Origin of the sequence: Halorubrum sp. ARQ200, from assembly GCF_005435115.1 — an archaeon.
Classification (GTDB): domain Archaea; phylum Halobacteriota; class Halobacteria; order Halobacteriales; family Haloferacaceae; genus Halorubrum; species Halorubrum tropicale.
This window is the reverse complement of sequence record NZ_SGTZ01000004.1, coordinates 51,485-76,499: the sequence shown is the minus strand read 5'-3', so window position 1 is coordinate 76,499 and position 25,015 is coordinate 51,485. Positions and strand designations below refer to the sequence as shown.

Annotated in this window: 26 protein-coding genes; 10 read left to right on the top strand and 16 right to left on the bottom strand. The window is 71.3% G+C overall.

Annotation, left to right across the window (positions count from 1 at the left end):
- Position 1: 1 nt before the first annotated feature.
- The 8 genes from EXE50_RS07405 to EXE50_RS07370 form a co-directional block, all read right to left on the bottom strand.
- Positions 2–1,180, bottom strand: coding sequence for an ABC transporter substrate-binding protein (locus EXE50_RS07405; protein ID WP_053771745.1), 1,179 nt, complete (start codon positions 1,178–1,180; stop codon positions 2–4).
- 1 nt (position 1,181) lies between these two features.
- On the bottom strand, positions 1,182–2,456 hold the full coding sequence (locus tag EXE50_RS07400; RefSeq protein ID WP_137704748.1) for an ABC transporter substrate-binding protein: 1,275 nt from the start codon (positions 2,454–2,456) through the stop codon (positions 1,182–1,184).
- A 101-nt stretch (positions 2,457–2,557) separates the two neighbouring features.
- On the bottom strand, positions 2,558–3,526 hold the full coding sequence (locus EXE50_RS07395; protein ID WP_053771747.1) for an ABC transporter ATP-binding protein: 969 nt from the start codon (positions 3,524–3,526) through the stop codon (positions 2,558–2,560).
- The gene (locus EXE50_RS07390) at positions 3,526–4,728 is read right to left on the bottom strand and encodes a FecCD family ABC transporter permease (protein ID WP_394324737.1); all 1,203 of its coding nucleotides are present in this window, start codon (positions 4,726–4,728) and stop codon (positions 3,526–3,528) included. The genes EXE50_RS07395 and EXE50_RS07390 overlap by 1 nt, the downstream gene beginning before the upstream one ends.
- Complete coding sequence (locus tag EXE50_RS07385; protein WP_053771749.1) at positions 4,725–5,756, bottom strand: NAD(P)/FAD-dependent oxidoreductase; 1,032 nt, start codon at positions 5,754–5,756, stop codon at positions 4,725–4,727. The genes EXE50_RS07390 and EXE50_RS07385 overlap by 4 nt, the downstream gene beginning before the upstream one ends.
- Before the next feature lie 3 nt (positions 5,757–5,759).
- Positions 5,760–7,019: an ABC transporter substrate-binding protein gene (locus EXE50_RS07380; protein WP_053771750.1), complete on the bottom strand. Its 1,260-nt coding sequence runs from the start codon at positions 7,017–7,019 to the stop codon at positions 5,760–5,762.
- Positions 7,020–7,079: 60 nt separating this feature from the next.
- Complete coding sequence (locus tag EXE50_RS07375; protein ID WP_137704747.1) at positions 7,080–8,078, bottom strand: HEAT repeat domain-containing protein; 999 nt, start codon at positions 8,076–8,078, stop codon at positions 7,080–7,082.
- 98 nt (positions 8,079–8,176) lie between these two features.
- Positions 8,177–9,091, bottom strand: coding sequence for a serine/threonine-protein kinase RIO2 (locus EXE50_RS07370; RefSeq protein ID WP_053771752.1), 915 nt, complete (start codon positions 9,089–9,091; stop codon positions 8,177–8,179).
- A 146-nt stretch (positions 9,092–9,237) separates the two neighbouring features.
- On the opposite strand from EXE50_RS07370, the gene EXE50_RS07365 reads away from it, so the two are divergent.
- From EXE50_RS07365 to EXE50_RS07350, 4 genes are all read left to right on the top strand, one after another.
- Complete coding sequence (locus EXE50_RS07365) at positions 9,238–10,086, top strand: lipoate--protein ligase family protein (protein WP_053771753.1); 849 nt, start codon at positions 9,238–9,240, stop codon at positions 10,084–10,086.
- Between the two features lie 70 nt (positions 10,087–10,156).
- Positions 10,157–10,993, top strand: coding sequence for a deoxyribonuclease IV (locus EXE50_RS07360; protein ID WP_137704746.1), 837 nt, complete (start codon positions 10,157–10,159; stop codon positions 10,991–10,993).
- Between the two features lie 89 nt (positions 10,994–11,082).
- A complete protein-coding gene (locus EXE50_RS07355) occupies positions 11,083–11,556 on the top strand; it encodes a hypothetical protein (protein WP_137704745.1) in 474 nt (157 codons plus the stop codon).
- 63 nt (positions 11,557–11,619) lie between these two features.
- Positions 11,620–12,453: a class I SAM-dependent methyltransferase gene (locus EXE50_RS07350; RefSeq protein ID WP_137704744.1), complete on the top strand. Its 834-nt coding sequence runs from the start codon at positions 11,620–11,622 to the stop codon at positions 12,451–12,453.
- Between the two features lie 23 nt (positions 12,454–12,476).
- Here EXE50_RS07350 and EXE50_RS07345 read toward each other — a convergent pair whose 3' ends face one another.
- The 3 genes from EXE50_RS07345 to EXE50_RS07335 are packed head-to-tail and all read right to left on the bottom strand — an operon-like array spanning position 12,477 to position 15,512.
- Positions 12,477–13,121 carry a hypothetical protein gene (locus tag EXE50_RS07345; protein ID WP_137704743.1) on the bottom strand — a complete coding sequence of 215 codons (645 nt, stop codon included), beginning with the start codon at positions 13,119–13,121 and terminating at the stop codon, positions 12,477–12,479.
- A 55-nt stretch (positions 13,122–13,176) separates the two neighbouring features.
- Positions 13,177–13,722: a Mut7-C RNAse domain-containing protein gene (locus EXE50_RS07340; RefSeq protein WP_137704742.1), complete on the bottom strand. Its 546-nt coding sequence runs from the start codon at positions 13,720–13,722 to the stop codon at positions 13,177–13,179.
- Entirely contained in the window at positions 13,719–15,512 is a 1,794-nt protein-coding gene (locus EXE50_RS07335) for a helix-hairpin-helix domain-containing protein (protein ID WP_137704741.1), read from the bottom strand. Before EXE50_RS07335 ends, EXE50_RS07340 begins: the two co-directional genes overlap by 4 nt.
- A gap of 108 nt (positions 15,513–15,620) precedes the next feature.
- Between EXE50_RS07335 and EXE50_RS07330 the strand changes: the two genes are divergently transcribed.
- Positions 15,621–16,040: a DUF2237 family protein gene (locus EXE50_RS07330; protein ID WP_121599274.1), complete on the top strand. Its 420-nt coding sequence runs from the start codon at positions 15,621–15,623 to the stop codon at positions 16,038–16,040.
- Between the two features lie 36 nt (positions 16,041–16,076).
- Here the strand turns inward: EXE50_RS07330 and EXE50_RS07325 are convergent, their stop codons facing one another.
- Both EXE50_RS07325 and EXE50_RS07320 read right to left on the bottom strand, forming a co-directional pair.
- Positions 16,077–17,294 (bottom strand): MFS transporter, encoded by a 1,218-nt coding sequence (locus tag EXE50_RS07325; RefSeq protein WP_137704740.1) that lies wholly within the window; start codon positions 17,292–17,294, stop codon positions 16,077–16,079.
- A gap of 89 nt (positions 17,295–17,383) precedes the next feature.
- On the bottom strand, positions 17,384–18,775 hold the full coding sequence (locus EXE50_RS07320; RefSeq protein WP_053771762.1) for a signal recognition particle protein Srp54: 1,392 nt from the start codon (positions 18,773–18,775) through the stop codon (positions 17,384–17,386).
- A gap of 120 nt (positions 18,776–18,895) precedes the next feature.
- Here EXE50_RS07320 and EXE50_RS07315 point away from each other — a divergent pair, with 120 nt between their 5' ends.
- Positions 18,896–19,618, top strand: a complete 723-nt coding sequence (locus EXE50_RS07315) for a hypothetical protein (protein WP_137704739.1) — start codon at positions 18,896–18,898, stop codon at positions 19,616–19,618.
- A 4-nt stretch (positions 19,619–19,622) separates the two neighbouring features.
- Here the strand turns inward: EXE50_RS07315 and EXE50_RS07310 are convergent, their stop codons facing one another.
- From EXE50_RS07310 to EXE50_RS07300, 3 genes are all read right to left on the bottom strand, one after another.
- A complete protein-coding gene (locus EXE50_RS07310) occupies positions 19,623–20,099 on the bottom strand; it encodes a PIN domain-containing protein (RefSeq protein WP_199236330.1) in 477 nt (158 codons plus the stop codon).
- Entirely contained in the window at positions 20,096–20,398 is a 303-nt protein-coding gene (locus EXE50_RS07305; RefSeq protein ID WP_137704738.1) for an AbrB/MazE/SpoVT family DNA-binding domain-containing protein, read from the bottom strand. Before EXE50_RS07305 ends, EXE50_RS07310 begins: the two co-directional genes overlap by 4 nt.
- Before the next feature lie 76 nt (positions 20,399–20,474).
- Positions 20,475–21,398 (bottom strand): pantoate kinase, encoded by a 924-nt coding sequence (locus EXE50_RS07300; RefSeq protein WP_137704737.1) that lies wholly within the window; start codon positions 21,396–21,398, stop codon positions 20,475–20,477.
- A 138-nt stretch (positions 21,399–21,536) separates the two neighbouring features.
- Here EXE50_RS07300 and EXE50_RS07295 point away from each other — a divergent pair, with 138 nt between their 5' ends.
- The 4 genes from EXE50_RS07295 (at position 21,537) to EXE50_RS07280 (ending at position 24,686) form a co-directional block, all read left to right on the top strand.
- Positions 21,537–22,055 (top strand): zinc ribbon domain-containing protein, encoded by a 519-nt coding sequence (locus tag EXE50_RS07295; RefSeq protein ID WP_137704736.1) that lies wholly within the window; start codon positions 21,537–21,539, stop codon positions 22,053–22,055.
- 80 nt (positions 22,056–22,135) lie between these two features.
- Positions 22,136–22,969, top strand: coding sequence for a phosphatase PAP2 family protein (locus tag EXE50_RS07290; RefSeq protein ID WP_053771765.1), 834 nt, complete (start codon positions 22,136–22,138; stop codon positions 22,967–22,969).
- Between the two features lie 182 nt (positions 22,970–23,151).
- Positions 23,152–23,637: a FlaD/FlaE family flagellar protein gene (locus EXE50_RS07285; RefSeq protein ID WP_053771766.1), complete on the top strand. Its 486-nt coding sequence runs from the start codon at positions 23,152–23,154 to the stop codon at positions 23,635–23,637.
- Positions 23,634–24,686 carry a cell division FtsA domain-containing protein gene (locus EXE50_RS07280; RefSeq protein ID WP_053771767.1) on the top strand — a complete coding sequence of 351 codons (1,053 nt, stop codon included), beginning with the start codon at positions 23,634–23,636 and terminating at the stop codon, positions 24,684–24,686. The genes EXE50_RS07285 and EXE50_RS07280 overlap by 4 nt, the downstream gene beginning before the upstream one ends.
- Positions 24,687–25,015 lie beyond the last annotated feature (329 nt).

Below are 25,015 nucleotides of genomic sequence, written 5' to 3'. Positions count from 1 at the left end.
GTCAGGCGTCTCCGTTGATGATATCCGCAACGCGCTGTCGGTCGAACAGCCGTTCGTCTTCGAACCGGTCCGGGTAGAGGCCGGTGGCGTACCGGTCGATCATGAACAGGTTGTGAAGCGGCCCGGCGTATATCGGCCCGCCGCGGAACACCCGGCCCTCCTGAACGGCCGTCAGTTCGCTGCCGAGGTCGTGGTCCTCGAGGTACGCGACGACCGTCTCCTCGAACTCCGAACGGCTCATCCCCCGCCCGTGGTACCGGAGCAGCAAGGCGTCGGGGTCGATCTCCAGCAGCGTCTCGTAGTCTAGCGATTCGGAGCCGGTGTACCCCTCGACCCCCGTCCCCTCGAAGGCGTCCTCGATGCCGACCGCGTGGAAGTGTTCCTTGTTCGCGCCCTCGCCGCTGATCCGGTAGGGCGTGAACTCCTCGGGCTGTTTGCCCGCGAACATGAGCGCGGCGTCGGGGCGTTCCGCCTGCGGTGGCAGTCGCTCCCGAACCGTCGCGACGAGGTCGTCGTGTATCGATCGGATCGCCTCGAAGCGCTCTCGCTCCTGGACGGCTGCGGCGACCTTCTCGAAGGCCTCGTACAGCGAGTAGTACCGGTAGTCGTGCCAGTCGTCCGTGCGGCGGAAGATGAGGTTCCCGAGGAACGGGGCCACGTTGTCCCGGATCTCGTCGACGTCGGATGGGTCCCAGGCGGCGAGCCAGTCGGTCAGCGAGTGCGGATCGATGAGGTGTAGATCCGCGTCCATCTCGTAGAACAGCTCCTTGGACACGCCGTCGTTCCACAGCTGAGTGAGGCCGTCGAGGTCGACGGAGACGCCGTCGAGCTCGTCGTAGTGGTTCGTCTTGTACCGACCGCGGTACCAGATGGACCGGACGGCGTCGGCCTTGCCCAGCGCGACCAACATGTCGATGTAGTCGGCGGTGAACGGCGCGATGGTCTCCGGGACGGACTCGAACTCGACGGTCCCCATCGGCTCCATGCTCACCGAGTAGCTCGCGTCCTGGGCGCCGGAGTCCGCACCCGTGTCCGATTCGCCGGAGTCCGCACCGGAATCCGACTCGTCGGAGGGCCCCGCGCAGCCGGCGAGGAGGGTTCCGCCGACGACCGCGCCGCCGTACGTCAGGTAGTCGCGCCGGGTCGATTCTCCGGTCGTGGTGATGTCGTCGTCGCTCATGTCAGGCGTCTCCGTTGATGATATCCGCAACGCGCTGTCGGTCGAACAGCCGCTCGCCGTCGGGGATCGCGGGGTATGCGTCGCCGTGGTCGTAGCCGGGCCACTCGCCGAACCGCTCCGGGTACAGCTGCTTCGCGGTCATCTCCAGCTGGAACAGGTTCATGATCGGGCCCTGAACCGGGTTCCCGGAGGGGTAGAACCGGTCGTTCGCGACCGCGGAGAGCTCGCTCGCGACGGGGTGGTCGGCCAACTCCTCCCGGACCGCGCCCACGTTGTAGTAGGAGGCGATGCCGAACTGGTGGAGGATGACGTCGGGGTCAACTTCCAGCAGCGCCTCGTGGTCGTACGTCGTCTCGTAGGTGACCTCGTCGCCGGCAAAGGCGTCGGGGGCGCCGAGCGGTCGGACGTGCGCGTTCGCGAACCCGGGGCCGTCGGTCCGCGAGGGGTAGTAGGTCCCGTCCATGTAGATGAGCGTCGCGACCGTCGGCCGGTCCTCGGCCGGCGGGAGGTCGCTCCGGACCGTCTCGAGCAGGTCCTCGCGGACCGCGTCGAGCGCGGCGAACCGCTCCTCCTCCCGGAAGACGGCGGCGACGCGCTCGCCGACGTCCGGGAGCGCGTAGTACTCGTACCGGTCCCGACACGGCTCCGGCGGCTGCGAGCGCCGCCGGCTGTAGATGTTCCCGAACCACGGCCCGACGTTGTCGCGGATCTCGGCGACGTCGTCCTCGGTCCACCCGTCGAAGGAGACGAACAGGCAGGGATCCGCGAGGTGGAGGTCGCTGTCGAGCTCGTAGAGCAACTCGCGGTCGACGGAGATGCCGCCGCCGGAGCCCGTGTTGAGCTGCGCGAGCCCGTCGCGGTCGAAGGAGACGCCCTCGAGGTCGGCGTAGTAGGCGTCCAGCGTGTTCCCGCCGGCGTCGGCGTCGAAGCCGAGCGAGTTGACCGCGTCACCGTGGCCGAGCGCGACGGCCAGGTCGGCGTACAGGAGGCTGTAGACCATGACGTCCTCCGGGACCGCGTCGAACGCGACTTCGCCGGCCGGCGCCATGGTCGCCGTGTAGCCGGGGTCGGCCGTCGAGCCGTTCGAGTCTCCCGTCGCGTCGGACCCGTCCGTCGCGTTCGACCCGCCGGTCGTCTCGTCGTCGGTCGCGTTCGACCCGGGGCCCTCGGAGCCGCCCGTACAGCCGGCGAGCACTCCCGCGCCGACGACCGCGCCGCCGTACTTCACGTAGTCTCGCCGGGTCGGCGCCCGACGTTGGCTTCGTTCGTCTGCCATATTTTTAGGCTGACCTAAAAATTGAAAAGGATTCTGATCCGTCGATTCCCGGCGGAGCGCCGTTCGCCGACGACCCGGGATCGACCGCGCCGGTCGCGACCCTACTCGTCGCCGCCGTCGGCCCGCGCGACGCGCTCGCTCGGGCGCTCGCGGTCGTCGTCGTGCCGGGCGCGAAGCGGCTCGATCCGGGGACCGCGCGGAGTCTGATCGACCGCGGCGTCGATCTCGAACACCTCGGCGAGCAGGTCCTCGGTGACGACCTCCTCCGGCGTGCCGCGGGCGCGGATCGCGCCGTCCTTGAGCGCGACCACGCGGTCGGCGACCCGCGCCGCCTGCTGGATGTCGTGGAGGACGACGACCACGGTGACCTCGCTCTCGTCCCGGAGCGTCTCGATGATCTCCATTACCTCCATCTGGTGGTGGAGGTCGAGGAACGTCGTCGGCTCGTCCAAGAGGAGCACGTCCGTGTCCTGCGCGAGCACCATCGCGATCCACGCGAGCTGTTTCTGCCCCCCGCTGAGGCTGCCGACCTCGCGGTCCCTGAGGTGACCGCAGCCCGCCAGCTCGATGGCGCGGTCGACGGCCGCCTCGTCCTCGTCGGTCGTCGTCTCGAAGAACCCGCGGTGCGGGTAGCGCCCGTGGTACACCAGGTCCTCGACGGTGATGCTGTTCGGCGACGTGCTCTCCTGCGAGAGCAGCCCCATCGTCCGTGCGAGCTCCTTCTTGTCGAACGAGTCGAGCGCCCGCCCGTCGACGAGCACCGAGCCGGCGGCGGGCGCGAGCTGGTCGGCGAGCCCCTTCAGCAGCGTGCTCTTTCCGGACCCGTTCGGGCCGACGAGCGCCGTCACCGCGCCCGCCTCGGCCGTGATCGACTCGCCGTCGACGACGGGCCCGTCGGTCGACGGGTACGAGAGGACGAGCTCCTCGCCGTCAAGGCGCCCGTCGGCGGCGTCGCCCGCGTCTCGCCGGTCCGCGTCGGCGCTCGGGCGCGCCTCCGCCTCTCTGTCCGCGCCGGCGTCGGCGCGGGCGTCGCGGTTCGACTCGCCGTCGCTCGTCTGGTCGAGCGCCATCAGATCTCCCCCATCTGTTCCTGCTTGCGCATCAGGTAGAGGAAGTACGGTCCCCCGACCAGTCCGGTCACGATCCCGACCGGGATCTGCGCGTCGGAGCCGACGAGCACCGCCATGCCGAGGCGCGCGCCCACGTCGGCGGCGACCAGCAGCGCCGGGCCGGCGAACACGCAGCCGATCACCAGCTTCCGGTAGTCGCTCCCGACGATGTTGCGCACCATGTGCGGGACGATCAGCCCGACGAAGCCGACGATGCCCGCCACGGCGATGCTCGCGGCGGCCGCGAGCACCGCGACGCCCGAGAGGGCGAACCGGACCTTCTCGACGCTCATCCCGAGCGAGCTGGCCGTCCGCTCGCCGAGCAGCAGGACGTTCAGCTGGCGGGAGCTGACTAAGGCGAGCAGCATCGCGACGGCGGTCCACGGCAGGGCCATCCGGACCTGCTCCCAGTCGGTGCCCGTCAGCGAGCCGGTGGTCCACGCGATGGCCGACTGGACGACGCCGATGTCGTCCGCGAAGAAGAACAGCGCCGTCTGGAGGCTGCTGAACACCGTGCCCACGATGACCCCCGCGAGCACGAGCCGGACCGGAGAGGTCCCGTTCTTCCACGCGATGACGTAGACGACCAGGAACGCGGCGGCCCCGCCGAGGGCGGCCAGAACGGGCAACAGCGACGAGATTCCGAGTTCGACCGTCGTCAGCGACAGCGACAGGTCCGCCGACACCGCGAGGAAGGGTATCGCGAGCGTCGCGCCGGCGAACGCGACGAGGACGAGCAGGATCATCAGCCCCGCCCCGGAGGAGACGCCGAGGATGAACGGGCTGGCGAGTTCGTTCCGCGTGACGGCCTGGAAGATGGCGCCCGAGACGGCGAGGTTCATCCCCACGAGCATCCCGACGAACACCCGCGGGAGCCGGATGTTCCAGACGATGAGGCTCTGCTTGCCCATCTCGGGGAGTTCGGCTCCGAGGAGGAACGCCCGCCACGCCTGCGCATCGAAGATGACCCGCGGGGTGAACACGGCCTGCCACGCGTCGACGATGGTCATCGAGAACGCGCCGAAGCTCACCTGCACGAGCCCGCCGGCGACGACGACGGCGAGGCTCGCCGCGCACAGGGAGAACAGCGCGCCGTCGAACCAGCCGAACCACTGCTCGCGCCAGCCGGCCGTCTCCGAGGAAGTGCCGGTCGCCACGGTCAGGATCCCCCCTGCGTCGGGCCGAGTTCGGCGGCGCGGTCCCGAACGCTGTCGTCGTCGACCGCATCGAGGAGCGTCTCGTCGTCGAGGGCGTCAAGCAGGGCCTCGGCGTCGAGACCGTCGACCAGCGCCTCGGCGTCGGCGGCCTCCGCCACTCGGTCCGCGTCGAGGTGCGACGCGAGCGCGACCTGCCCCGCGGTCGCGCGCTCCTCGATCTCGTCCGGCTCGACGTACGACGAGAGCGAGTCGTCGATGGCCGCCGCGCGGACGCGCCGGTACCGCTCGGAGTCGGTGTCGACGGGCGCGTCCTCGCCGTAGTGGTCGTCGAACCACTCGGTCCACCGGTCGCGGTCGCTCCACTCGGCGTCGAGTTCGGCCTCGCGGCGCACCCAGTCGGTGCCGTCCGCGACCGCCTCCCACCAGCCGGCGTCGATCCGGGCGTCGGCGATGACGCGGTGCGCGACGCGGGCGCCGCGGCCGGCGGCCATGATCGCCTGCGTGTCGGCCTCGTCAGAGGGCGAGGCGACGTAGAGCCCGTCGACGGGCGTCGTCCCGTCATGTGCGGCGTACTCGCGGTCGAACCAGTCGTGCTCCTCGCCGTCGTGCTCGTACGTGTCGAACATCGCCGCGTCGTCGCCGAGTCCGCGCAGGTACGAGCCGTCGTAGCGCGTCGCCGCGATCACGCGGCGGGCGGAAACGTGGTCGCCCTCCTGCGGAGTGACGACGAATCCCTCACCGTCGTCGGCGCGGTCGACCGACTCGACGAGGTCCGGGACGATCGCGGCGCCGGCGGTCTCGGCGTGGGCGTGGATCAGCCCGTACAGCGTCTCGACGTCGATCCCGGCCGGGAAGCCGAGGTAGTTTTCAAGGTGCGCGCAGCGCTTGAGCGACGAGCGCCCGCGGTCGAAGACGACCGTGTCGAGCCCCTCGCGGGCGCAGAACACGGCCGCGGAACAGCCCGCCGGGCCGCCGCCGACGACGGCCACGTCGCGGTCGCAGTCGCGTGTCGGTTCGGGGTCGGTGGTGCTCATTGGTCAGATGTCGCCGTTGACGATGTCGGAAACGCGTTGCCGGTCGAACAGTCGCTCGTCCTCGGGCGGCTCGCCGACGCCGTTGAACTCCCCGAACTCGCCCGGATAGATCTGCTTGGCGGCGATCTCGATCTGGAAGAGGTTGAAGATCGGTCCCTGGAACGCCGTCCCGCCGGGGTAGAACCGGTCGTTCTTCACCGCCGTCAGCTCCTGTGCGACGGGGTCGTCCTCGATGAGGTCGTACACCGCCTGCCGCATCGAGCCCGCGCCGCTGTCGGGGTACCCGATGCCGAAGTTCTGGATGAGGATGTCGGGGTCGATCTCCAGCATCGCCTCGTGGTCGTACGCGGCCTCGTAGTTCGCGTTGTACGTCTTGTCGCTGTCGTCGAACGCGTCGTTGACGCCGAGGTGCTGGTACTGCGCGCGGCCGAAGCCGGGGCTGTTGATCCTGTAGGGGTACCACTTCTCGTCGTCCGCCCAGAAGACGACCAGTCCGACGGTGGGACGCTCCTCCTCGGGCGGGAGGCGGCTCTCGATGTCGGCGACCATCTCGTCGCGGACCTGCTTGTACGCCGCGACCCGGTCCGGAACCTGGTACAGCTGCGCGAACTTCTCGGCGAGCTCCCAGAGCGTGTAGTACCGATAGTCGGTCGCCGACTCCGGCGCGTTGTGCGACCGGCTGAACCGGTTCGCAAAGAGCGGAGAGATGTTCGACCTGACCTCCTCGACGTCCGCGTCGTCGAAGCCGAGGTACTCAATCGCCCGGATGGGGTCGATGTGGTGGACATCGGCGTCCGCCTCGTAGAGGACCTCCTTGTCGATGGCCTCCCCGCCCCAGATCGCCTTCACCTCGTCCCCGTCGAAGGAGACGCCGTCGAGCTGGTCGTAGTACTTCCCGAAGAACTCGCCGTCGCGCGCCTTGGCGACGAGCTTGTCCCCCTGCCCGAGCGAGACGAGATGGTCGATCCACACGTCGTCGAACGTCACGGCCGTCTCCGGCACGGCGTCGAACTCGACCGTCCCGACAGGGGACATCGTCACCGAGTACCCGGTGTCCCCGGTCGACTCCTCGTCGCTCGTCGTCCCGCCGTCGTCCCCATCCGTCGTCTCGTTTTCGGCTGCCGGGTCGTCGTCCGTCGCCCTCGACGAACTGCCGGCGTCGGACGTACAGCCGGCGAGCGGGCCGCCGACACCGACGGCGGCGCCGTACTTGACGTAGTCCCGCCGAGACGGTTCCGGCCGGTCGGGCCGTTCGTTTGCCATATGTTTTAGGCTCGCCTAACTCTTCAAAAGAGTTCCGAATCTTTAGGCCGGCCAAAATTGTCAGCGAGGCGTCCCGCAGCGGGGACACATCGGGGGGCCGCCGTCGGCGAAGTCGAGGCCGCAGTGCGGGCAGACGCCGTCGTCGGGGACCGTCATCGCCGCGACCGCGTCGGCCGTCCCCTCGCGGACCGACTCGACGGTGCCGACGCCGGACACCGGATCTGACGCGGGATCGGCCAGTCGGCGCCGGCAGAACTCCGCGCGGTCGAGAAGGAAGGACGGCGCCGCGTCGGCGTCGACCTCGTCAAGCGCCTCGCCCGCGTCGGCGCGCTCTTTCGGCGGCTCGGTTCCGGCGAGCAGGCCGAGCGCCTCGGCGGCGCGTCCCCGGACGTACGGGCTCTCGTCGCGGAGGCGCTCGCCGAGGGCGGCCTCGGCGGCCGTCAGTCGCTCGGGGTGCTCACAGCCTATCGCGACCAGCGCGGTACAGAGGTGATACCTCACGAGTTCGTCGCCGGCGTCGAGGTGCTCGGCGAGCGAGTCGACGTGGTGGCGGAGTCGGCTCGGATCGCCGAGCGCGACGTGCGCCAGCGCCTTCGCGAGCTTCTCTTTCACCTCCGGTTCGTCGAACTCCAGTCCGACGCGGAGGTCGGCCAGCGTCGCCGGGTCCGCGACCGCCTCGGGCGACTCGACGGCGACGTATCCGAGCGCCTCGGCGCAGCGGGCCCGGACGTAGTAGAACTCCGCGTCGTCCGCCAGCCGCTCCCCGAGCGAATCGACGGCGGGGGTCACGGCCTCCGGTGCCGTCCGCGCGAGCGCGACGAACAGTTTCGCGGCCGTCAGCCGAACCGCCCGGTCGTCGTCGGTCAGGAACGACGTCAGCGACCCGACGGCCGCCCCGTCGAGGCGGGTCCCGTCGTCGACCGCGTCTCCGACGGCGCGCAGCGCGCGCTTACGAGTGTCGGCGTCGACCGCCGTGAGGTCCGCGACAGTCGCGACGACCGCCTCAGCGTCTCCCTCGGTAATCCGGGCGGCGAGGCGGTCGGGGTCCGAGTCCTCCATGATCTGTTCGGGAGTCTCGCGAGCGACCGGTTTCAACGCGGTGGTTCCGCGTCGGGCAGCGTACTGCCCGATAAGAATTGTATATCGCGCTATCTGGTTTATCGGTCGTCGAACGCTCGAACGCTGTCGAACGAGCCGTCGGCGATAGCGGCGGCGATGCCGTCGATATCGGCCTCTCGGGGCACTTCGTGGGGATACTTGCGAGCGAAGTACCGCGTGAGGTTCTCGACGTCGCGTTTCAGGAAGTCGCGCGCGTTCTCGTGGTCGACGGGCACGGCCTGCGGCCAGTCGAAGACCGTCACGCCGCTCTCCGCGACGGCGACGTTGTGCTCGGACGCGTCGGCGTGGATCCAGCCCAGGTCGTGTGCGGTCGTCAGCTCCCGGAGGATCAGATCGAGGACCCCGACCGCCTGCTCCGGGTCAAGCTTCGCGCGCGACAGTTCCACGCCCGGGAACTTCTCCATCACGATGGCGTGCCGGTTGTGATCGACCGGCCGCGGGACGCTCACGTCGGGGTACAGTTCCTCCATCGCCTCGTACTCGCGTTCGGCCGCCTTGCGCGCGGTGTAGAGCCACGAGACGTGGTCGCGGTCGGCGGTGTACTCGCGCTCGCGGTTCACCTCGCGGAAGTTGGTGTACCCCTCGCGGTGGTACTTCAGGGCGAGCGGCCGGAACGACTGCGCCTCGTACACGTCGCCCTCCTTGCCGAGCCCCAGGGGCGACCCCACGCCGTCGATGGTCTCGCGCTCGGCGAACGTCCGGAGCGCCAGCGCGTCGTACCCCTCGAAGGTGAGCTGGTACCCCTCGTACTGGATCGTCTTCCGCTCGATCAGCTCCCGGTCGAGACACCGGTCGATCCGGTAGTCGACCTCCTCGCGCGTCAGGTCGGCGTAGTCGGGGAGCTTGTCGCGGCGGACCCACTCCGAGAAGCGCATCCCCTGCTCGACGCCCGAGAGGAGGTAGAAGTCCTCGGGGTCGAGCTCCGCCATGTCGCCGGCGACGTTTCGCACCATGCGCGCCCCTACTCCGGCGATTCGTAAAAGGGACGCGCGTTCGGGATCGGTGGCCGATAAATCGCATACTGCGATAACAAATCCGAATCTCGCCGTTCGCGACGTCGAGCGCAACCGCTTTCGGAGCGGCGCCCCACGGGAGCGGTATGACCGCGCCCGCCGTCGACTGGCGGCTGATCCGCGAGGAGGCCCGCCCCGGCCCGATGCAGATGGCGTTAGACGAGGTCGCCGCCGAGACCGCCGCGGCGGGCGGGCCCGCCACGCTCCGCACTTACCGCTGGGAGCCGAGCTGTCTCACCCTCGGGCGCCATCAGGAGCCGGAGACGGTCGACTGGGAGTTCTGCGAGCGCGAGGGGGTCGACGTGACTCGCCGGCAGACGGGCGGGGGCGGGATCTACCACGACGGTCGCGGGGACGTGGCGTACTCCATCGCGGTCCCCGCGGACGAAGTGCCGAGCGAGCTGCTCGACTGCTATCACCTGCTCTGCGAGCCCGTCCTCGACGCGTTCGACCGGCTCGGGATCGACGCCGACTACGTCGAGGAGCCGCTGCCGGAGCTGTACCACCCGGCGTGTTACCTCCGCGAGCTTCACGCGGCGCACGACGTGGTTGCCGACGACGGCCGAAATGGACCGCGCAAGATCGCCGGCAACGCGCAGTACCGCAAGCGGGAGGCGGTGATTCAGCACGGGTCGCTGACGTTCTCCGTGGAAGCGGACCGCGATCTGGGCGTCTTCGCCGACCCCCCGGTGACACCCGGAGCGTTCCGCGACCGCGTCGTCGGGATGGACGAGCTGGTCGACGTCAACCGGGCGGACGCGGTCGCGGCCGTCGAGGCGGCGCTGGCCGACTGGGCGGGAGCGGCGCCGGACGCGACCGTGGAGACGGACGGTTCGTGGACGGAGGCGGAGCTGGAACGAGCCGAAGAGCTCGTCGCGGAGAAGTACCGCGACGAGGCGTGGGTCCGAACGCGCCCCGGCAGCGGCGGGGCGTAGCGGCCTCGGCGGGCGGGGCGGGGATTCCCGGTTCCGAAGGGGCTTTTTCGACCGCCTCCGTGTACCCGGTATGAGCCTCAAGGTCGGCGCGCACGTCTCCATCGCGGGCGGCGTGGACAACGCCGTGGCGAACCAGGTCGAGGTCGGCGGCAACTGCGGGCAGATATTCACCCACTCGCCGCAGGTGTGGCAGGACCCGGACATCGGCGACGACGAGGCCGAGCGGTTCCGCGAGGGGACCGAGCGCGACCTGGAGGGACCGTGGGTGATCCACACCTCCTACCTCGTGAACCTCTGTACGCCGAAGGAGGCGCTCCGGGAGAAGTCGCTCGACTCGATGCAAAAGGAGGTGGACGCCGCCGACAAGCTGGGTATCCCGTACGTCAACGTCCACCTCGGCGCGCACACGGGCGCCGGGGTCGAGGGCGGGCTCGACAACGCCGTGTCGGTGATCGACGACCTCGACGTGCCCGACGGCGTGACGGTCCTGATCGAGAGCGACGCGGGCGCGGGGACGAAGCTCGGCGGCGAGTTCGAACACCTCGCGGGGATCGTCGACCGCACGGAGACTGACATCGACGTCTGCGTCGACACGGCCCACGCGTTCGCGGCGGGCTACGACCTCTCGACGCCCGAGGCGGTCGACGAGACGGTCGCGGAGTTCGACGACGTGGTCGGGTTAGAACACCTGGAGTACATCCACCTCAACGACTCGAAACACGAGTGCGGCACCAACAAGGACGAGCACGCCCACATCGGCGAGGGGCACATCGGCGAGGCGGGGATGGAGCGGATCCTCAACCACCCCGATCTGGTCGACGTGCCGCTGGCCCTGGAGACGCCGACCGAGGACGGGAAGAGCTTCGCGTGGAACATCGACCGGGTGCGGGAGCTGCGTCACGACTGAGACGAGCTCCGCGGCGCCGAACGCCGTCGGCCCCGAGGACGCCGTCCGTCCGACGCGGTTTTAAGTGACCTCGCGAGCGATCCACGGATATGCCCACCACGAAGGCGCTGCTGCTCGGACGCCGTCGCGAGCGCGCGGTCGTGTTAGTGGTCGGGTTCGCCGGCGCCGTGGCGCTCGCGCTCGTCGCCGCGTTCCTCGCCGAGTCGGCGGGCGTGCCGACGGCGAGCGCGCTGACCGACCGGCTCCTGCCGCTGCTCGTGTTCTACGCGCCCGGACCGCTGGCCGCGGCCGGTGCCTACGCGCGTTGCGGCGGCCCGGCGTGCCTGGCCGTCGGCGTCGTGCCGGCGGCCGTCCTCGGCGGGTTCGTCCTCCTCGGAACGGTGGTCGGCGTCCCCGGGATCAACGGGGGGAACCCGGCGATCGGCGACGTGACGGTGAGCTTCGCCGCGGTCGGGGTGACCAGCGCGTTCGTCGGCTACTGCGCCGGCGTGACCGCCGTCCTCGCCGCCGACCTGCTCGGGGTCGGGTCCGGTAGCAGGGACGGCGAACGCGGCGACGAGTGAGGACGCGGAGCCGCCCGCGACCGATCTCCTGACGTTTATTTCCGCCCGCCGCGAAGCGGGCCCGTGCGACGCTTCTCCGCCGAGTACCTCGAACACACCCGCCGCGGGATGTGGGACGACGGCCGCGACGCGCTCGCGGACCTGGACCTGCCGAGCCGCGAGCGCGTCCTCGACGTCGGCTGCGGCACGGGGGAGCTGACCCGCGTGCTGGCCGCGGAGGCGGACGCTGCGGGCGACGCGGACGCGACCGTGATCGGCGTCGACGCCGACCGCGACCTCCTCGGGGTCGCCCGCGAGGAGAGCGACGGGCGGATCGGCTACCTGGCTGGGGACGCGACCCGGCTGCCGGTCGCCGACGACGCGGTCGACCTGGCGGTCTGTCAGGCGCTCCTGATCAACCTGCCGGCCCCGACCGCGGCGGTGCGTGAGCTCGCCCGGGTCTCCGGGGACCTCGTCGCCGCGGTCGAGCCGGACAACGCCGACGTGCGGGTGGCCTCGACGGTCGACGCCGAGGAGCGCTTAGAGCGCGAGGCGCGCGAGGCGTACGTCGCCGGCGTCGACACCGACGTGGCGCTCGGCGACCGGGTGCGCGAGGCGTTCGGCGCGGCCGGGCTGGTCGACGTGCGGACGCGACGCTACGTCCACGAGAAGCGGACCGAGCCGCCGTACGCGGAGGCCGCGCTGCGGTCGGCGGCCCGGAAGGCCTCCGGCGCGGGCCTAGCCGACCACCGCGAGGAGTTGGTCGCCGCGACCTCCGAGGCGGCCTACGACGACCTCCGGGGGCGCTGGCGCGAGATGGGCCGCGAGGTCGTCGACGCCATCGGCGCCGAGGAGTACGAGCGCGTCGAGTACGTCCCCTTCGACGTGACCGTCGGACGGGTGGCGTCGAGCGGCTGACCCCCGTTGCCCCGGGCGCCGGGTCAGACCATGTCGCCGCGGACGGAGGCGCCCTCCTGCTCGGCGCGCCGTCGTTTGAGCACGTCGGCGGCCGCGTTGACCGCGTCCTCGTCGGCGCCGAGCATCCCGAGCGCGGCGGGCAGCGTCGGCATCGCGAGCGAGGCCTCGCGGAGGCGGTCGAACGCCTCGTCGTCGCGCTCGCCGTCGACCCACAGGCAGACCCCGCGGGGGTCGAGCACCTCCTCGTAGGCGTCGCGGGCGAGCGCCCCCTTCAGCCGCTGGCGGACGTTGTCCTCGAAGCCCGCGTTACACACTTCGAGGTGGATGGGCTCGTCGTCCTCTACGAGTTCGGCCGCGAGGCACTTCTCGGGCGCCGCGTAGCCGTTGTCGCTCGTCCGGACGCGGTCGGGGTTCGCCTCGGCCCAGTCGGCGTCGACCGTGGTGCCGACGCCCTTCACGCCGTACTCGGCCTCGAAGGCGGCGGCCGCGTCGCCGTCGCCGCCCATGATCACGTCCTTCGTGAGGTAGACGTCGAGCCGGTCGACCGGATCGAGCCCGAGCGCCACGTCGCCGAACGCCCACACCTCGCGGACTGGCACCGGCATCGGCTCGCGCTCGACGCGGTCGACGAGCGACTCCAGGCGGTCGACGGCCCGTTCGCGTTCCATTACCGACCGGTACGCGGCGGGCGGGCAAACCGGTTACGCTCGGCCGCCGGGCGGGTCAGAGCCCGTCGAGCCGCGCCGCCACGTCGTCCCAGTGGCCCCCCTTCCAGAACCACTGCCCGCACTCGGCACAGCGCCATCCGGGCCGGTCGGTCCCCACGTCGTCCGGAACGTAGTCGGGGCGGTCGGCCGGAGCGGGATTCGCCTCGTCGACCGCGACGCGCTCGACGGGACCGTTACACGAGCCGCACCGGGAGGGCTCGGCGGCGAGTTCGACGGTGAACCCCGTCGCGTCGAACTCGCGGAGCTGGTCGAGCACGTCGCGCTCGGTGAGGAGGACGGCCTCGGGGGAGCCGTCCGTCGCGTCGGCCCGCGCCGCGAGGTCGCGGTCGCGGGTGACCAGGGTCCGCCCCTCGTCGGCCGCGAGGTCGAGGAGCCGGTCGTCGGCCTCGACGCCGCGGTCGAGCGCGTAGGCGGCGTCGTAGCCGCACAGGCGCAGGTAGGTCGCCAGTTTCCCGCACATGACGTCGAGCAGGACCGGGGGGTTCCCCCCGGTTGTGGGGCCCGGACCGTCGGGCGCGTCGCCGCCGTCGCCGCTCGTCATTCGAGCAGGAACGAGCGGACCCCGTTGAGCGAGCGCGCGTTGAGCACGTCGGCGGCCCGCGCCCACCCCCGCCGCGCGGTGTGAACCCCGTAGCGCGCGTTGTCGAGCTCGCGCGGGGCGTGCGCGTCGGTGTTGACGGCGATCGTCGCGCCCGCCTCGATCGCGGCCCGGACGAACTCCCCGTCGGCGTCGAGCCGAGCGGGGTTCGCGTTCACCTCGATCGCGGTGCCGGCCGCCGACGCGGCCGCCGCGATCGCCTCCACGTCGGGGTCGAGCCCCGGCCGCTCGTTGATGAGGCGGCCGGTCGGGTGGCCCAGCACGTCGACGTGGGGGTGTTCGACCGCCCGGACCAGCCGCTCGGTGGCCGCCTCGCGGTCCTGTCCGAGGGCGGCGTGCGGCGACGCGACCACCAGGTCGAGCGCGGCGAGGGTCTCGTCGTCCGTCGAGAGCCCGCCGTCGGCGTCGATGTTGGCCTCGATCCCGTGGAAGATCGGGATCCCGACCTCGTCGGCCGCCTCGGCGACCGCCGCCGCCTGCTCCTCGATGTCGGACTCGTCGAGGCCGACCCCGCCGACCATCCCCGGCCCGGTCGCGTGGTCGGTGACGACGTGGTAGTCGTACCCGCGCTCGTCGGCCGCCCGCGCCATCTCCGCGATCGAGAAGCCGCCGTCGGACCAGTCGGTGTGGGTGTGGAGGTCGCCGCGGAGTTCGCCCTCGCCGATGAGCGGCGGGAGCCGGTTCTCGGCGGCCGCGTCGACCTCGCCGCGGTCCTCGCGCAGCTCGGGCGGGACCGGCTCCATGTCGAGCGCGCGGTACACCCCGTCCTCGCTCTCGCCGGCGACGCGCTCGCCGGCGCGCGTCGAGTCCGCCTCGGCGGCGTCTCCGCCGTCGTCGTCCGCGTCGGCGGAGGGCTCCTCGTCGAGGTCGCTCACGTCGAAGAGCCCGTACTCGTTCAGCTTGAGCCCGCGGTCGATCGCCCGGTTGCGGACGGCGACGTTGTGCGCCCGCGACCCGGTGAAGTACTGGAGCGCGGCGCCGAACTCGTCGGGGTCGACGATCCGGAGGTCGACGCGGGTGCCGTCGGCGCGCACGCTCGCCTTCCCGGTGCCCGCCTCGATCGTCGCGTCCGCGGCGTCCCAGTCGGTGAACGCCTCGACTATCGGCTCGCGCGCCTCGCTGGCGACGAGCAGGTCGACGTCGCCGATGGTGGACCTCCACCGCCGGATCGACCCGCACACCTCGACCGACTCGACGGCGTCGAGGGCGGCGAGGTACGCGAGCGCGTCGTCCGCGAGCGGCCGGGCGTCGCCGAGGCGGGTACGCTCGCGGGCCTCGCGGGCGAACGGGACGTTCTCGAGGATGTTCTCCTCCGTCTTGGCGCCGAACCCGGACACCTCCCGGATCTCGCCCGCCTCGGCCGCGGCCTCCAGCTCGTCGAGGTCGGTGACTCCGAGCGCGTCGTACAGCGAGCCGACCGTCTTGGGGCCGACGCCCTCGACCGCGGTCAGCCCGGCCATGTCGACCGGCAGCTCCTCGCGGAGATCCGTCAGCTCCTCGATCTCGCCGGTCTCGACGTACTCGACGACCTTCGCGGCGATGGCGTCACCGACCCGGTCGATCTCGGCGACCGCGTCCTCGCCCTCCGCCGCGAGCCCCTCGATCGGCGCGGGGTGGTCGCGGACGTTCTCGGCCGCCCGTCGGTAGGCGGTCGGCTTGTACTCGACGCCCGTCGCCTCGAGGAGGTCGGCGAACTCCTCGAGGCGGGTCGCGACCTCGTCGTTCCGGCTCATGACGCGACCGTTCGACGGCGCGGCACTTATACGGCCGGCCGAACGCTCGACGGCCGCCGGACGGCGACCCGCCGGTCGCTTATGTCGGCGGCGGCCGAACCCCGTTGTATGTCGACCGACGACTCCGACGGGGAGCCCGGCGAACGCAACGTCTTCGGCGGCGAACTGGCCCCCTGCGGCGGCGAGCCGACGACCGGGTACCTCCGCGACGGGTACTGCCGCGACCTCGACGGCGACGTGGGGGAACACACGCTCTGTGCGGTCGTGACGGCCGAGTTCCTGCGGTACAGCCGCGACCGCGGCAACGACCTGATCACGCCGCGCCCAGAGTTCGACTTCCCCGGGCTGGAGCCGGGCGACCGCTGGTGCCTCTGCGTCGGCCGCTGGACGGAGGCGGCCGAGGCGGGGGTCGCGCCGCCGGTCGTCCTCGAGGCCACGAACGAGTCCGTGCTGCGCGCGGTCGACGCCGACCGCCTCCGCGAACACGAGTTCGACCCGGAGACGTTCGAGCCCGGGAGCCTCGACTGAGCGCGGGCGCCGCGGGCTCGACGGGCCGCCGACCGGTCACTCCGTCGCCCAGAGCCCGGCGGCGACGACCGCGGCGAGCCCCATCGACCCGGCGAGCAGTCCGAAGGCGGGTCGGAAGCCGACCGCGTCGGCGACGATGCCGACCGCGCTCGGCGCGAGCGCGCCGCCGCCCATGAGCAGCGTCCGGACGACGCCGAGCCCGCCGCCGGCGAGCCGGTCGGGCAGCGCCTCCACGAGGTAGGCGCCGCGGACCGGGCGGAAGCCGTGGGACCCGAGCCCCAGCGCGACGACGAGCGCGCCGAGCGGGACGGCGCCGGCGCCCGCGAGCGCGACGAGGCCGCCGAGCGCGGCCGTCGCGAGCCCGAGGGCGGCGACCATCACCGGGAGGCGTCCGAGGCGGTCCGAGAGGTCGCCGGAGGCGAGTTGGACGAACGTGACCGCGAACAGGGCGGAGTACAGCAGGCTCGCGGTCGTCGCGGGGAGCGCGGCCGCCTCGGAGAGGTACAGCGGGAGGAACGCGACCGTCCCGTTGTACGCGAACGAGAAGGCGACGGTCACCAGCACGAACGCCGCGAACCGCGGGTTCCGGAACAGGCGCAGGTACGCCGCGGCGCCGGGGTCGTCGTCGCCGTCGGTCGCGCCGTCGGCGGCCGCCGACCCCGAGAGCCGGACCGCGGTCGCGGCCGCGAGCCCGACCGCGAGGACGCCGGTGAGCAGGAACGGCGCCCGCCAGTCCGCGCCGGGGAGCCGCGCGAGGACCGCCGCCAACGCGGGCGGCGCCGAGAGGACGGCGACGACGACGGCGGGCGCGGCGACGCCGCCCATCGCGCCGAGCGTGTCGTGCGCGCCGAGCATCCGCCCGGTGCGCGCGGGGTAGACGCGGGCGATCAGCCGCACCGAGACGGTCTTGTGGACGCCGGTGCCCGCCCCGATGACGAGCATCGCGGCGACCAGCGCGGCGAAGGGGGCGTCGACGACGACCGCGAGGGAGCCCGCGCCGGCGACGAGCGCGCCCGCGACGATCACCCGGACCGGTCCGAGCCGGTCGGCGACCGCGCCGCTCGGGAACTGGAGGAGGGCGTACACGATCATGAACCCCGTGAACGCGGTCCCGACGACGGCGTTGCTCACGCCGTAGGCGCCTTGGATCGACTCGAACAGCGGGGGGAAGAGGTAGCGGACGAACTTCCCGAGGAACCAGACGAGCGAGACGAGGATCAGGGCGTCGTACTCGCCGATCCGGTCTCGGTTCATCGAGTCGTCGTTGACCGGTCACCGAATTAAAAGGCCGGAAGGAGGCAGAGGACCGGTCGCGACGCGACCGGTGGCGACGGCCGACCCGATCAGAACGGCCCCTTGCCGCCGCCCATCATGTCGCCGAGGCCGCCGCCCTCGCCGCCCATCTTCTTCATCATGCGCTGCATGTCGCCCTCGCCCATCCCTTGGAACTGGCCGATGGTCTCCTCCATCATCGAGTGCTGTTCCAAGAGCTGTCGGACCGTCTCCTCGTCGGTGCCGGAGCCGCGGGCGATCCGCTCCGTGCGCGACTGGCCGACGACGCGGGGGTTCTCCAGCTCCTCCTCGGTCATCGAGTCCATGATGCGCTCGAAGCGGCGCATCCGGTCTTGGGTGACGTCCATCGCGTCGTCCGGCAGCTCGTCCATCATCCCGCCGCCGAGCCCGGGGATCATGTCCATCACCTGGTCGAGCGGCCCCATCTTGTTCATCGCGTCCATCTGCCGCTTCATGTCTTTCAGGGTGAATTCCCCCTTCAGCATGTCCTCTGGGTCCCAGTCCTCGTCCTCCTCCTGGGTCTCCTGCATCGCGCGCTCGACGCGCTCGGAGAGCTGCTTGAGGTCGCCCATCCCGAGCAGCCGCGAGATGAACCCGGAGGGCTCGAAGCGCTCGATGTCCTGGACCGTCTCCCCGGTGCCGAGGAAGGCGATAGAGGAGTCGGTCTCGTTGACCGCGGTGAGCGCCCCGCCGCCCTTCGCGGTCCCGTCGAGCTTGGTGATCACGACGCCCTCGATGCCGATCGACTCCTCGAACTGCCGGGCCTGCTCCTTCGCGCCCTGGCCGATCGCGGCGTCTAAGACGAGCAGCGAGCGGTCGGGGTCGACGACGCCCTCGATCTCTTCGATCTCCGCGATCAGGTCGTCTTCGAGCGCGTGGCGGCCCGCCGTGTCGACGATGTGAACGTCGGCGTCCGCGGTCTCTTCGAGGCCCGTCCGCGCGATGTCGACCGGGTCGTCGTTGTCGGGGTTCCCGTAGAAGTCGACCTCGGCGCGCTCGCACATCTGCTTCGCCTGGTCGTACGCGCCCGGCCGGAAGGTGTCCGTCTGGATCACCGCGGGGCGGAGGCCCTTCTTCGAGAACCACCAGGCCATCTTCGCCGCGGAGGTGGTCTTCCCCGACCCCTGGAGGCCGGCGAGGAGGATCGTCTGGTTCTCTAAGGGGAGCTCGGTGGAGTCGCCGACCAGCTCGACCATCTCCTCGTAGACGATCTTGAGGACGTGGTCCTTCGCCGTGGTGCCGCCCGGCGGCTCCTCTTCGAGCGCGCGGGACTTGATCGAGTCCGACAGCTCCATCACGAGAGAGACGTCGACGTCGGCGGACAGCAGGGAGCGCTGGATCTCCTTGACGATCTCCTCGACGTCGCTCTCGGAGAGTCGGGACTTCCCCTGGAGCTTGTCGAGGCTGCTCCGCAGGGACGTGCCGAGGTCGTCGAGTACCATTTGCCGGAGATAGGCGGGCGACGCGGTAAAGCTTTGTTCGTCGGCGGTGGCGGGGGACGTCGCCGGTCGCGAGGCGAACGGCTTAGTGGCGCCCCCCGCGACCACGGATCGTTCGCGCCGATGGACCTCGACCGACTCCGCTACTACACTCGGTGGCACGCGTTCGCGAACGAGCGACGGTACCGGGCGCCGGCGGACCCGTGGGTGGTGATACGAGTCGACCCGACGGACCTGCGAGACCACAACCAGCGGCTTCGCCTCGACCGAGGGATCGGCCGCGTCGAGGGCGGTAGCTGGGACATCGACGGGCGAGAGTCGCTCCGCGAGACGGCCGTCTACCGGTCGATTCGACGGCGGTACGAGGACGGGGATCCGTGGGAGGAGACCCCCTTGTACCGCCGCGCGGAGGAGCGGTTCGAGGCCGGCGAGCGCGTCCGCGGATACGAGAGCGCCGACGAGTACCGTCGGGTCCGCCTCGCGTACCTGGACGACCTGATCCGGTCGATCGAAGCGGAGGGGTATCGACCGAACGCCGAGGCCGAGCACGAACCCGCATCGGCCGAGAACGACTTCGAGAATGCGTACGTCCACCGGCTCGAGCCGGTCGTCGCGATCGGGTGGAACGGGGAAGTCCAGCTGTGCGAGGGGTTCCATCGGGCGGCAGTCGCATCCGTGCTCGAAATAGACGAAATGCCGGTGAACGTCCTGTGCCGCCACGAGGAGTGGCAAGAGGTTCGTGATCGGATCGCTTCCGATTCGTCCGCGGCACAGGACCGGGAGCCGCCGATCGATCCCCGCGATCACCCGGACTTACGCGGGCTCTCGCGGGACAGAACCCGATAACCGGTCACGCGGAATATACGGTCAGCGACGAGAAGTACGTCGAGTAGAACCCCTCGTCGAAGCTGACCAGCCCGTCGCAGTCGAGGTCGGCGTGCGCACCGATGAGGAAGTCGGCCGCGACGTGCTGACGCGGCGAGAGCGACTCGCCGCACGCCTCGCAGTCAACCGACCGCTTCTCGCCGCACGCGGGACACTGGATTCCGTCCGGGCGACGGTCCACGTATTCCCGGAACCGCTCGCCCGCGGCGAAGCGCGCCTCGCGCGAGGGCTCGACCACGTCGACGCTGAAGTCCGCGAGGAACCGATCGAGGTCAGCCGGCGACTCGAAGCGACCGTCGGCCGCGAGCTCGGCGTAGACGACGGGCGCGGCAACGACCGCTCCGTCTCGATACGCGCGCCTGAGCGCCGCCTCGCTTGCGTCAGCGTGTTCGTCGTCGTACAGCAGCGCGAGGAACGCGTTCGTGTCGATCGCCGTCGTCACGAGTCGGCACCCGTCGTCTCGTCGTCGGAACCCTCGTTGGTTTCTGGCAAATCATCGACCTCTCGCGGGTACTCGCCGCGGAGTCGACGCATCCGCTCCGGCATCGTCTCGTCGCTGTCGGCGCTTCCGCGATGCTTCTCGAAGGGGTCGTCGCCGTCTTCTGTGGTCGGCGCCCGCTTCTGGAGCCGATACTCGGATCCGACGCGCTCGAAGTCGACCTCGTCCCCGGGCTCTATTCCGAGCGCGTCGCGGATCTCCTTCGGGATCGTGACCTGTCCCTTCGTGGTGACGCGAGGCATGCTACTGTTATACTTTGTGAGTATTACAGTATAAGTATTACTCAGTGGTTCAGGGGGTACCGGTTCCGAGGCGCCCTCAGTCGTCGACGAGCCGCGCGCCCGCGGCGTCGATCCGGCAGGCCTCGGGGTCGTAGCCCGCGTCGGAGAGCCCGGTGCCGAGCGCGAAGGCGGTGCGGCCGAGCATCGCCATCGCGGCCTCGCCGCCGGCCGCGTCGACCGCGTCGATCGCCTCGGCGGCCTCGGGGACGAGGAGGTCCGCCTCGCGGGCGAACCCGCGGGCCGCGTCCATCAGCGTCGGGAGGCGCGGATCGGCGCGGAGCCGGTCGAGCGCGTCCTCCCCGGCCGCCGTGAGCGCGTCGGTGTCGCCGCCGAGGACCGCCTCGGTCGACAGTTCGCCGAACGTGACGTACTCGACGCGCGCGGTCGCCGGCACGCCGTCGAGTTCGCCGACCCCCGGCGCGCCCGGTTCCAACCGGACCGGGAGCCCGCCGCGCGCCTGCGCGACCACGTCGCCGAGCCCGGTCCCGCGACCGACCTCCGCGGCGTGGGCGACTCGGACGAGGTCGTTCTCGGACCGGCCGCGGTCGAGCGCGTCGTTCGCGGCGAGGGCGGCCCCCAGCGCCGCGGCGCCGGAGACGCCGAAGCCCGCGCCGATCGGGAGGTCGGTCTCGACCGCCGCGTCGGCGCCGAGCGCGTCTAATTCTGCGAGCACGTCGTCGACCGCACCGATCGACCCGGCCTCGCCGTCGATGGTGCGCGAACCGGTGTCCGCGTTCGCGTCGCGATCGCTCGCGTCGGCCGTGATACCGTCGTCCGCTTCGCCGTTCTCCGCCGTCGCGTCGACCGCGCCGTCCGGCGCCGACACCCGAACGGTCACGCCGTCGGTGAGCGTCAGGCCCGCGCCGCGCGATCCGGCGACCGACGGGTCGTCGGCCGGGTGCGCGCTGAAGAAGGCGGTGACGTGGCCCGGGACGAACGCGGTCGCCCGCTGGCTGCTCATGTGCCCGCCGACGAGCGGGCCGCGATTAACGGTTGTTATCCCGACCGGAGCGGTCGCGGACCGGGGGACGGCTCGGCCGGCGGGGGCGCTCGGGGCGACACCGCAGGCCTAAGTACCGGCCGGTCGAAGCCGGGCCGTATGCGAAACCAGTTGCGCCCCGTCCTCGCGGCCCTGCTCGCGCTGGTCTTCCCGGGGCTCGGCCACCTCGCGTTGCGCCGGTGGGGGCGGGCGCTGCTGTGGCACCTGACGATCGTCGGCGGCGGGGTCGCGCTGTTCGCGCTGTACGACGTAGAGCCCGTCGACCCGCTGGCCGACCCCGCGGCGCTGACGGCGGCGGTCCCGACCGACGTGACGCTGCCCATCGTGCTCCTGTCCGCGCTGTCGGCGCTCGACGCGTACCTCGTCGGCCGCGCCGAGGCCGCCGAACGCGATCGCGCCGAGGCCGCCGCCGAGGCGATGCGGCGGCGGGCCGCGAGCGCCGACGGCGACGAGAGCCCGGGAGGCGGCCAGTCCCCGCCGCCGGCGGCCGCGACCGGCGAGGACGGCGAGACGCTGGAGGTGTCCTGTCCCAACTGCGGCAAGGAGGTCGACGCCGACCTCGACTTCTGTCACTGGTGTACCGAGCCGCTCCCGTGGGCCGAGTCGGACGCCCGGTGACGCGGACGGTCCCACCGCTACCGAGAGACTGATTGCTCCGCCGCCCCGCGTGCCCGTGAACGGATGACCGGTGAGTCCCGATGACCGCGTCGGCCGCCGGGTTCGTCGGGGTGGCCGGGCTCGTCGGCGGCGCCGCGCTCGCCGCGTTCGCGGTGCTGCTTCCGGTCTGCGTCGGTCCGGACCGCATGCGGGCCGTCCTCTCGGACCGCGACCTGCTCCGCGAGCGCGCCGTCGGGATCGCGCCGTACGTCGCGGGGCTCGCCCTCGTCCTCGCCGTCAACAAGGGGTCGATCCGGCGGATCGAGGCGTTCTCCTTCGAGTACGGCTACCGCGCGACGACCGCCGTCTACGCGATAGAGGGCGACCTCGTGGCCGCGATACAGGACGCGGTCCCGCGGGCCGCGGTGTACTACTTCGGCCCGATGTACGTCGTCGGCTACGTCGTGCTGGTCGCGTTCCCGGTCGCGGCGTACGCGTTCGCCGAACGGCTGCGCCCGCTGAAGCGGCTGGTCGCGGCGTACGCGGTCAACTACGCGGTGGCGATCGCCTGCTACGCCGGGGTCGTCGCGTACGGTCCGCGCAACTACCCGACCGCGCCGGGCGCCGACCCGGGCGCGGCCCCCGTCGAGCCGCTGCTCCTCGACTGGTTCGGGGGAGTCACCCAGCTCACCTCGCAGGTGAACGCCGCCACGAACGTCTTCCCCTCCCTCCACGCCGCGCTGTCTGTGACCGTGTTCCTCGCCGCCGTCTCGACCCACGAGGAGTTCCCGTGGTGGACCTACGTCGCGGGGGCGCTGGCGGGCAGCATCGTCGTCGCGACCGTGTTCCTCGGCATCCACTGGGTCACGGACGTCGTCGCCGGCGGCGTCCTCGCGGCGGGGAGCGTCGCGGCGGCGAACCGGATCGTCGGCTGAGCGGCGGGGCGGCTGACTCGCCGTGAGCGGGGGATCCGAACCGGCTCGCCGTGAGCAGGGCCCGAACCGGCTCGCCGTCGGGCCCGCCGGCGCGGTAGTTTCTCACCGCTGATAACTGAGGGCCAACTATCATATAACCCCGCCGTGACAGTGCCGGTACGGACGCGAACGACGGACGGAACATGAGTCTGAATCCACGACGGTACGACGTACGGGAGCTGCGCCGGATCGCGGACGCACCGCGAGACGGTGCGGACGGAGCGCCTCGGGAGCGGGCGCTCCGGCGGCCGAACCGGAACCGAGCCGAGCAGGCGGCGCGTTCGGCGGTGTTCACGGAGCTGCTCCAGCGTCGGCGTGGTGCGCGGTTGAACGGCGGGGGCGCGGGAGAGAAGCCGTACCTGACGGCGATCCCGGCGTCGCCGGCGGCGGAACGCGAGCTCGGCGAGTGGCTCGGCTACCTCGTCGACGTCGGCGGTCACGTGCGGGCCCGAGACGCGCTGTCCTACTACGGCGAGCTCGACTGGGTCGGCGACGACGCGGTCGCGGCGCTGACGCGCCGCCTCGAGGGGTTCGACGCCCCGACGCGCGACCGGCCGTTCACGCCCGCGGACCACCGGATCAGCCTCGTCTCCATCGTCCGGATCGCTTCGTGTGCGAGTGACCAATGAGCGACGACGAATCCACGGACATCAACGAATCGGACGAATCGGCGGCGGTCGGCGTGAAATTAGGCAGCACCCGAACGGTGCTCGACATCCCCGACGGGCGGGGCGGCCGCGAACGCCACTCGGTGCTGACCTGCCTGGCGACTTACGAGGACGCCATCACCGGCGAGGAGAAGGTGCTGTTCGGGGAGGAGGCGGCGGTCGAGTACCCCGACCGCGTGCGCTTCATGCTGCGCTCGGGGCTCCCCGAGGACGACGACAGCGTCGCCGACGCCGAGCGCTTCTTCGAGGCGGTCGTGGACGCCCACGACGTGCCCGAGGACAGCGCGGTCGTCTACGCCGTGCCGACCATCGACAACGAGGCCGGCGTCGAGAACCTCAAGTCGGTGATCGAAGGCTCCTCCATCGGCGGCGTCGAGACGCGGAGCTACCCCGAGTCGCTGTGCGGGGCGATCCCCGCCTACGGCGACGACCTCGACGCGATCGACGAGGTGTTCGTGTCAGTGAACCTCGGCTCGACGACGATGGAGGCGTGCGCCTACCGGCGCGGCGAGCAGCTCTCGCCGTTCTCGACCGGCTCGGTGACGGGCAACGAGGTCGACCGCCGCATCGTCGCGGCCGTCGAGGAGGAGACGCAGGGGCGCGTCCACATCGACCGGACGACCGCTCGGGAGTACAAGGAGCAGCACGGCGACGTGTACGACTTCGAGCCGTTCACCGACGTGGTCCAGCAGCCGGGCGGCGGGAGCCACGAGTTCACCGTCGACCGCGGCGTCCAGGAGCCGATCGACCGGTACATCGACGAGGCGGTCGACGTCGTCGCCAACGAGTTCCTCCCCGAGCTCGCGAACGACCACATGAAGCCCTACCAGCTGGCGCTCGGGCGCCCGCTCGCCATCACCGGCGGCATGGCGTGTATCCCCGGGCTCACCGAGGAGTTCGAGAAGCGCCTCAGCGAGGAGCTCGACCGCGACGTCGAGGTCGTCTCGCCCGACGACCCCGCGACCGCGGCCGCGGACGGCGCGGCGCGCATCGCGGCGCGGCTCGTCTGAGCGGCGCGCGAGCGGTCCGGTTTTTTTACCAATTTTAATTCTCACAGCGGCCGATCCGCGCTCCGCCGATCGAGGCCAACGCGGTGGCGCTCGCAGACACGTGCGGGGGACTGCGGCGACCGGAGCGAAGCAGAGGGAACCGCGAGGCTGGGGAGGTGTGAGGCTGTGCGGTACGGCTGGGGCTTTGGAGGTGTTCGCGGTCGATCCACTATCAATTATTCAGCTCTGGTGAGATCTTCAGCAGGTGATATGTTCTTCGAGCCGTGCCGAATACAGTGCGCGTATCGGTCAGTGGTCACTCGTTACTCACGGGAGCCTAGAGCGATAGA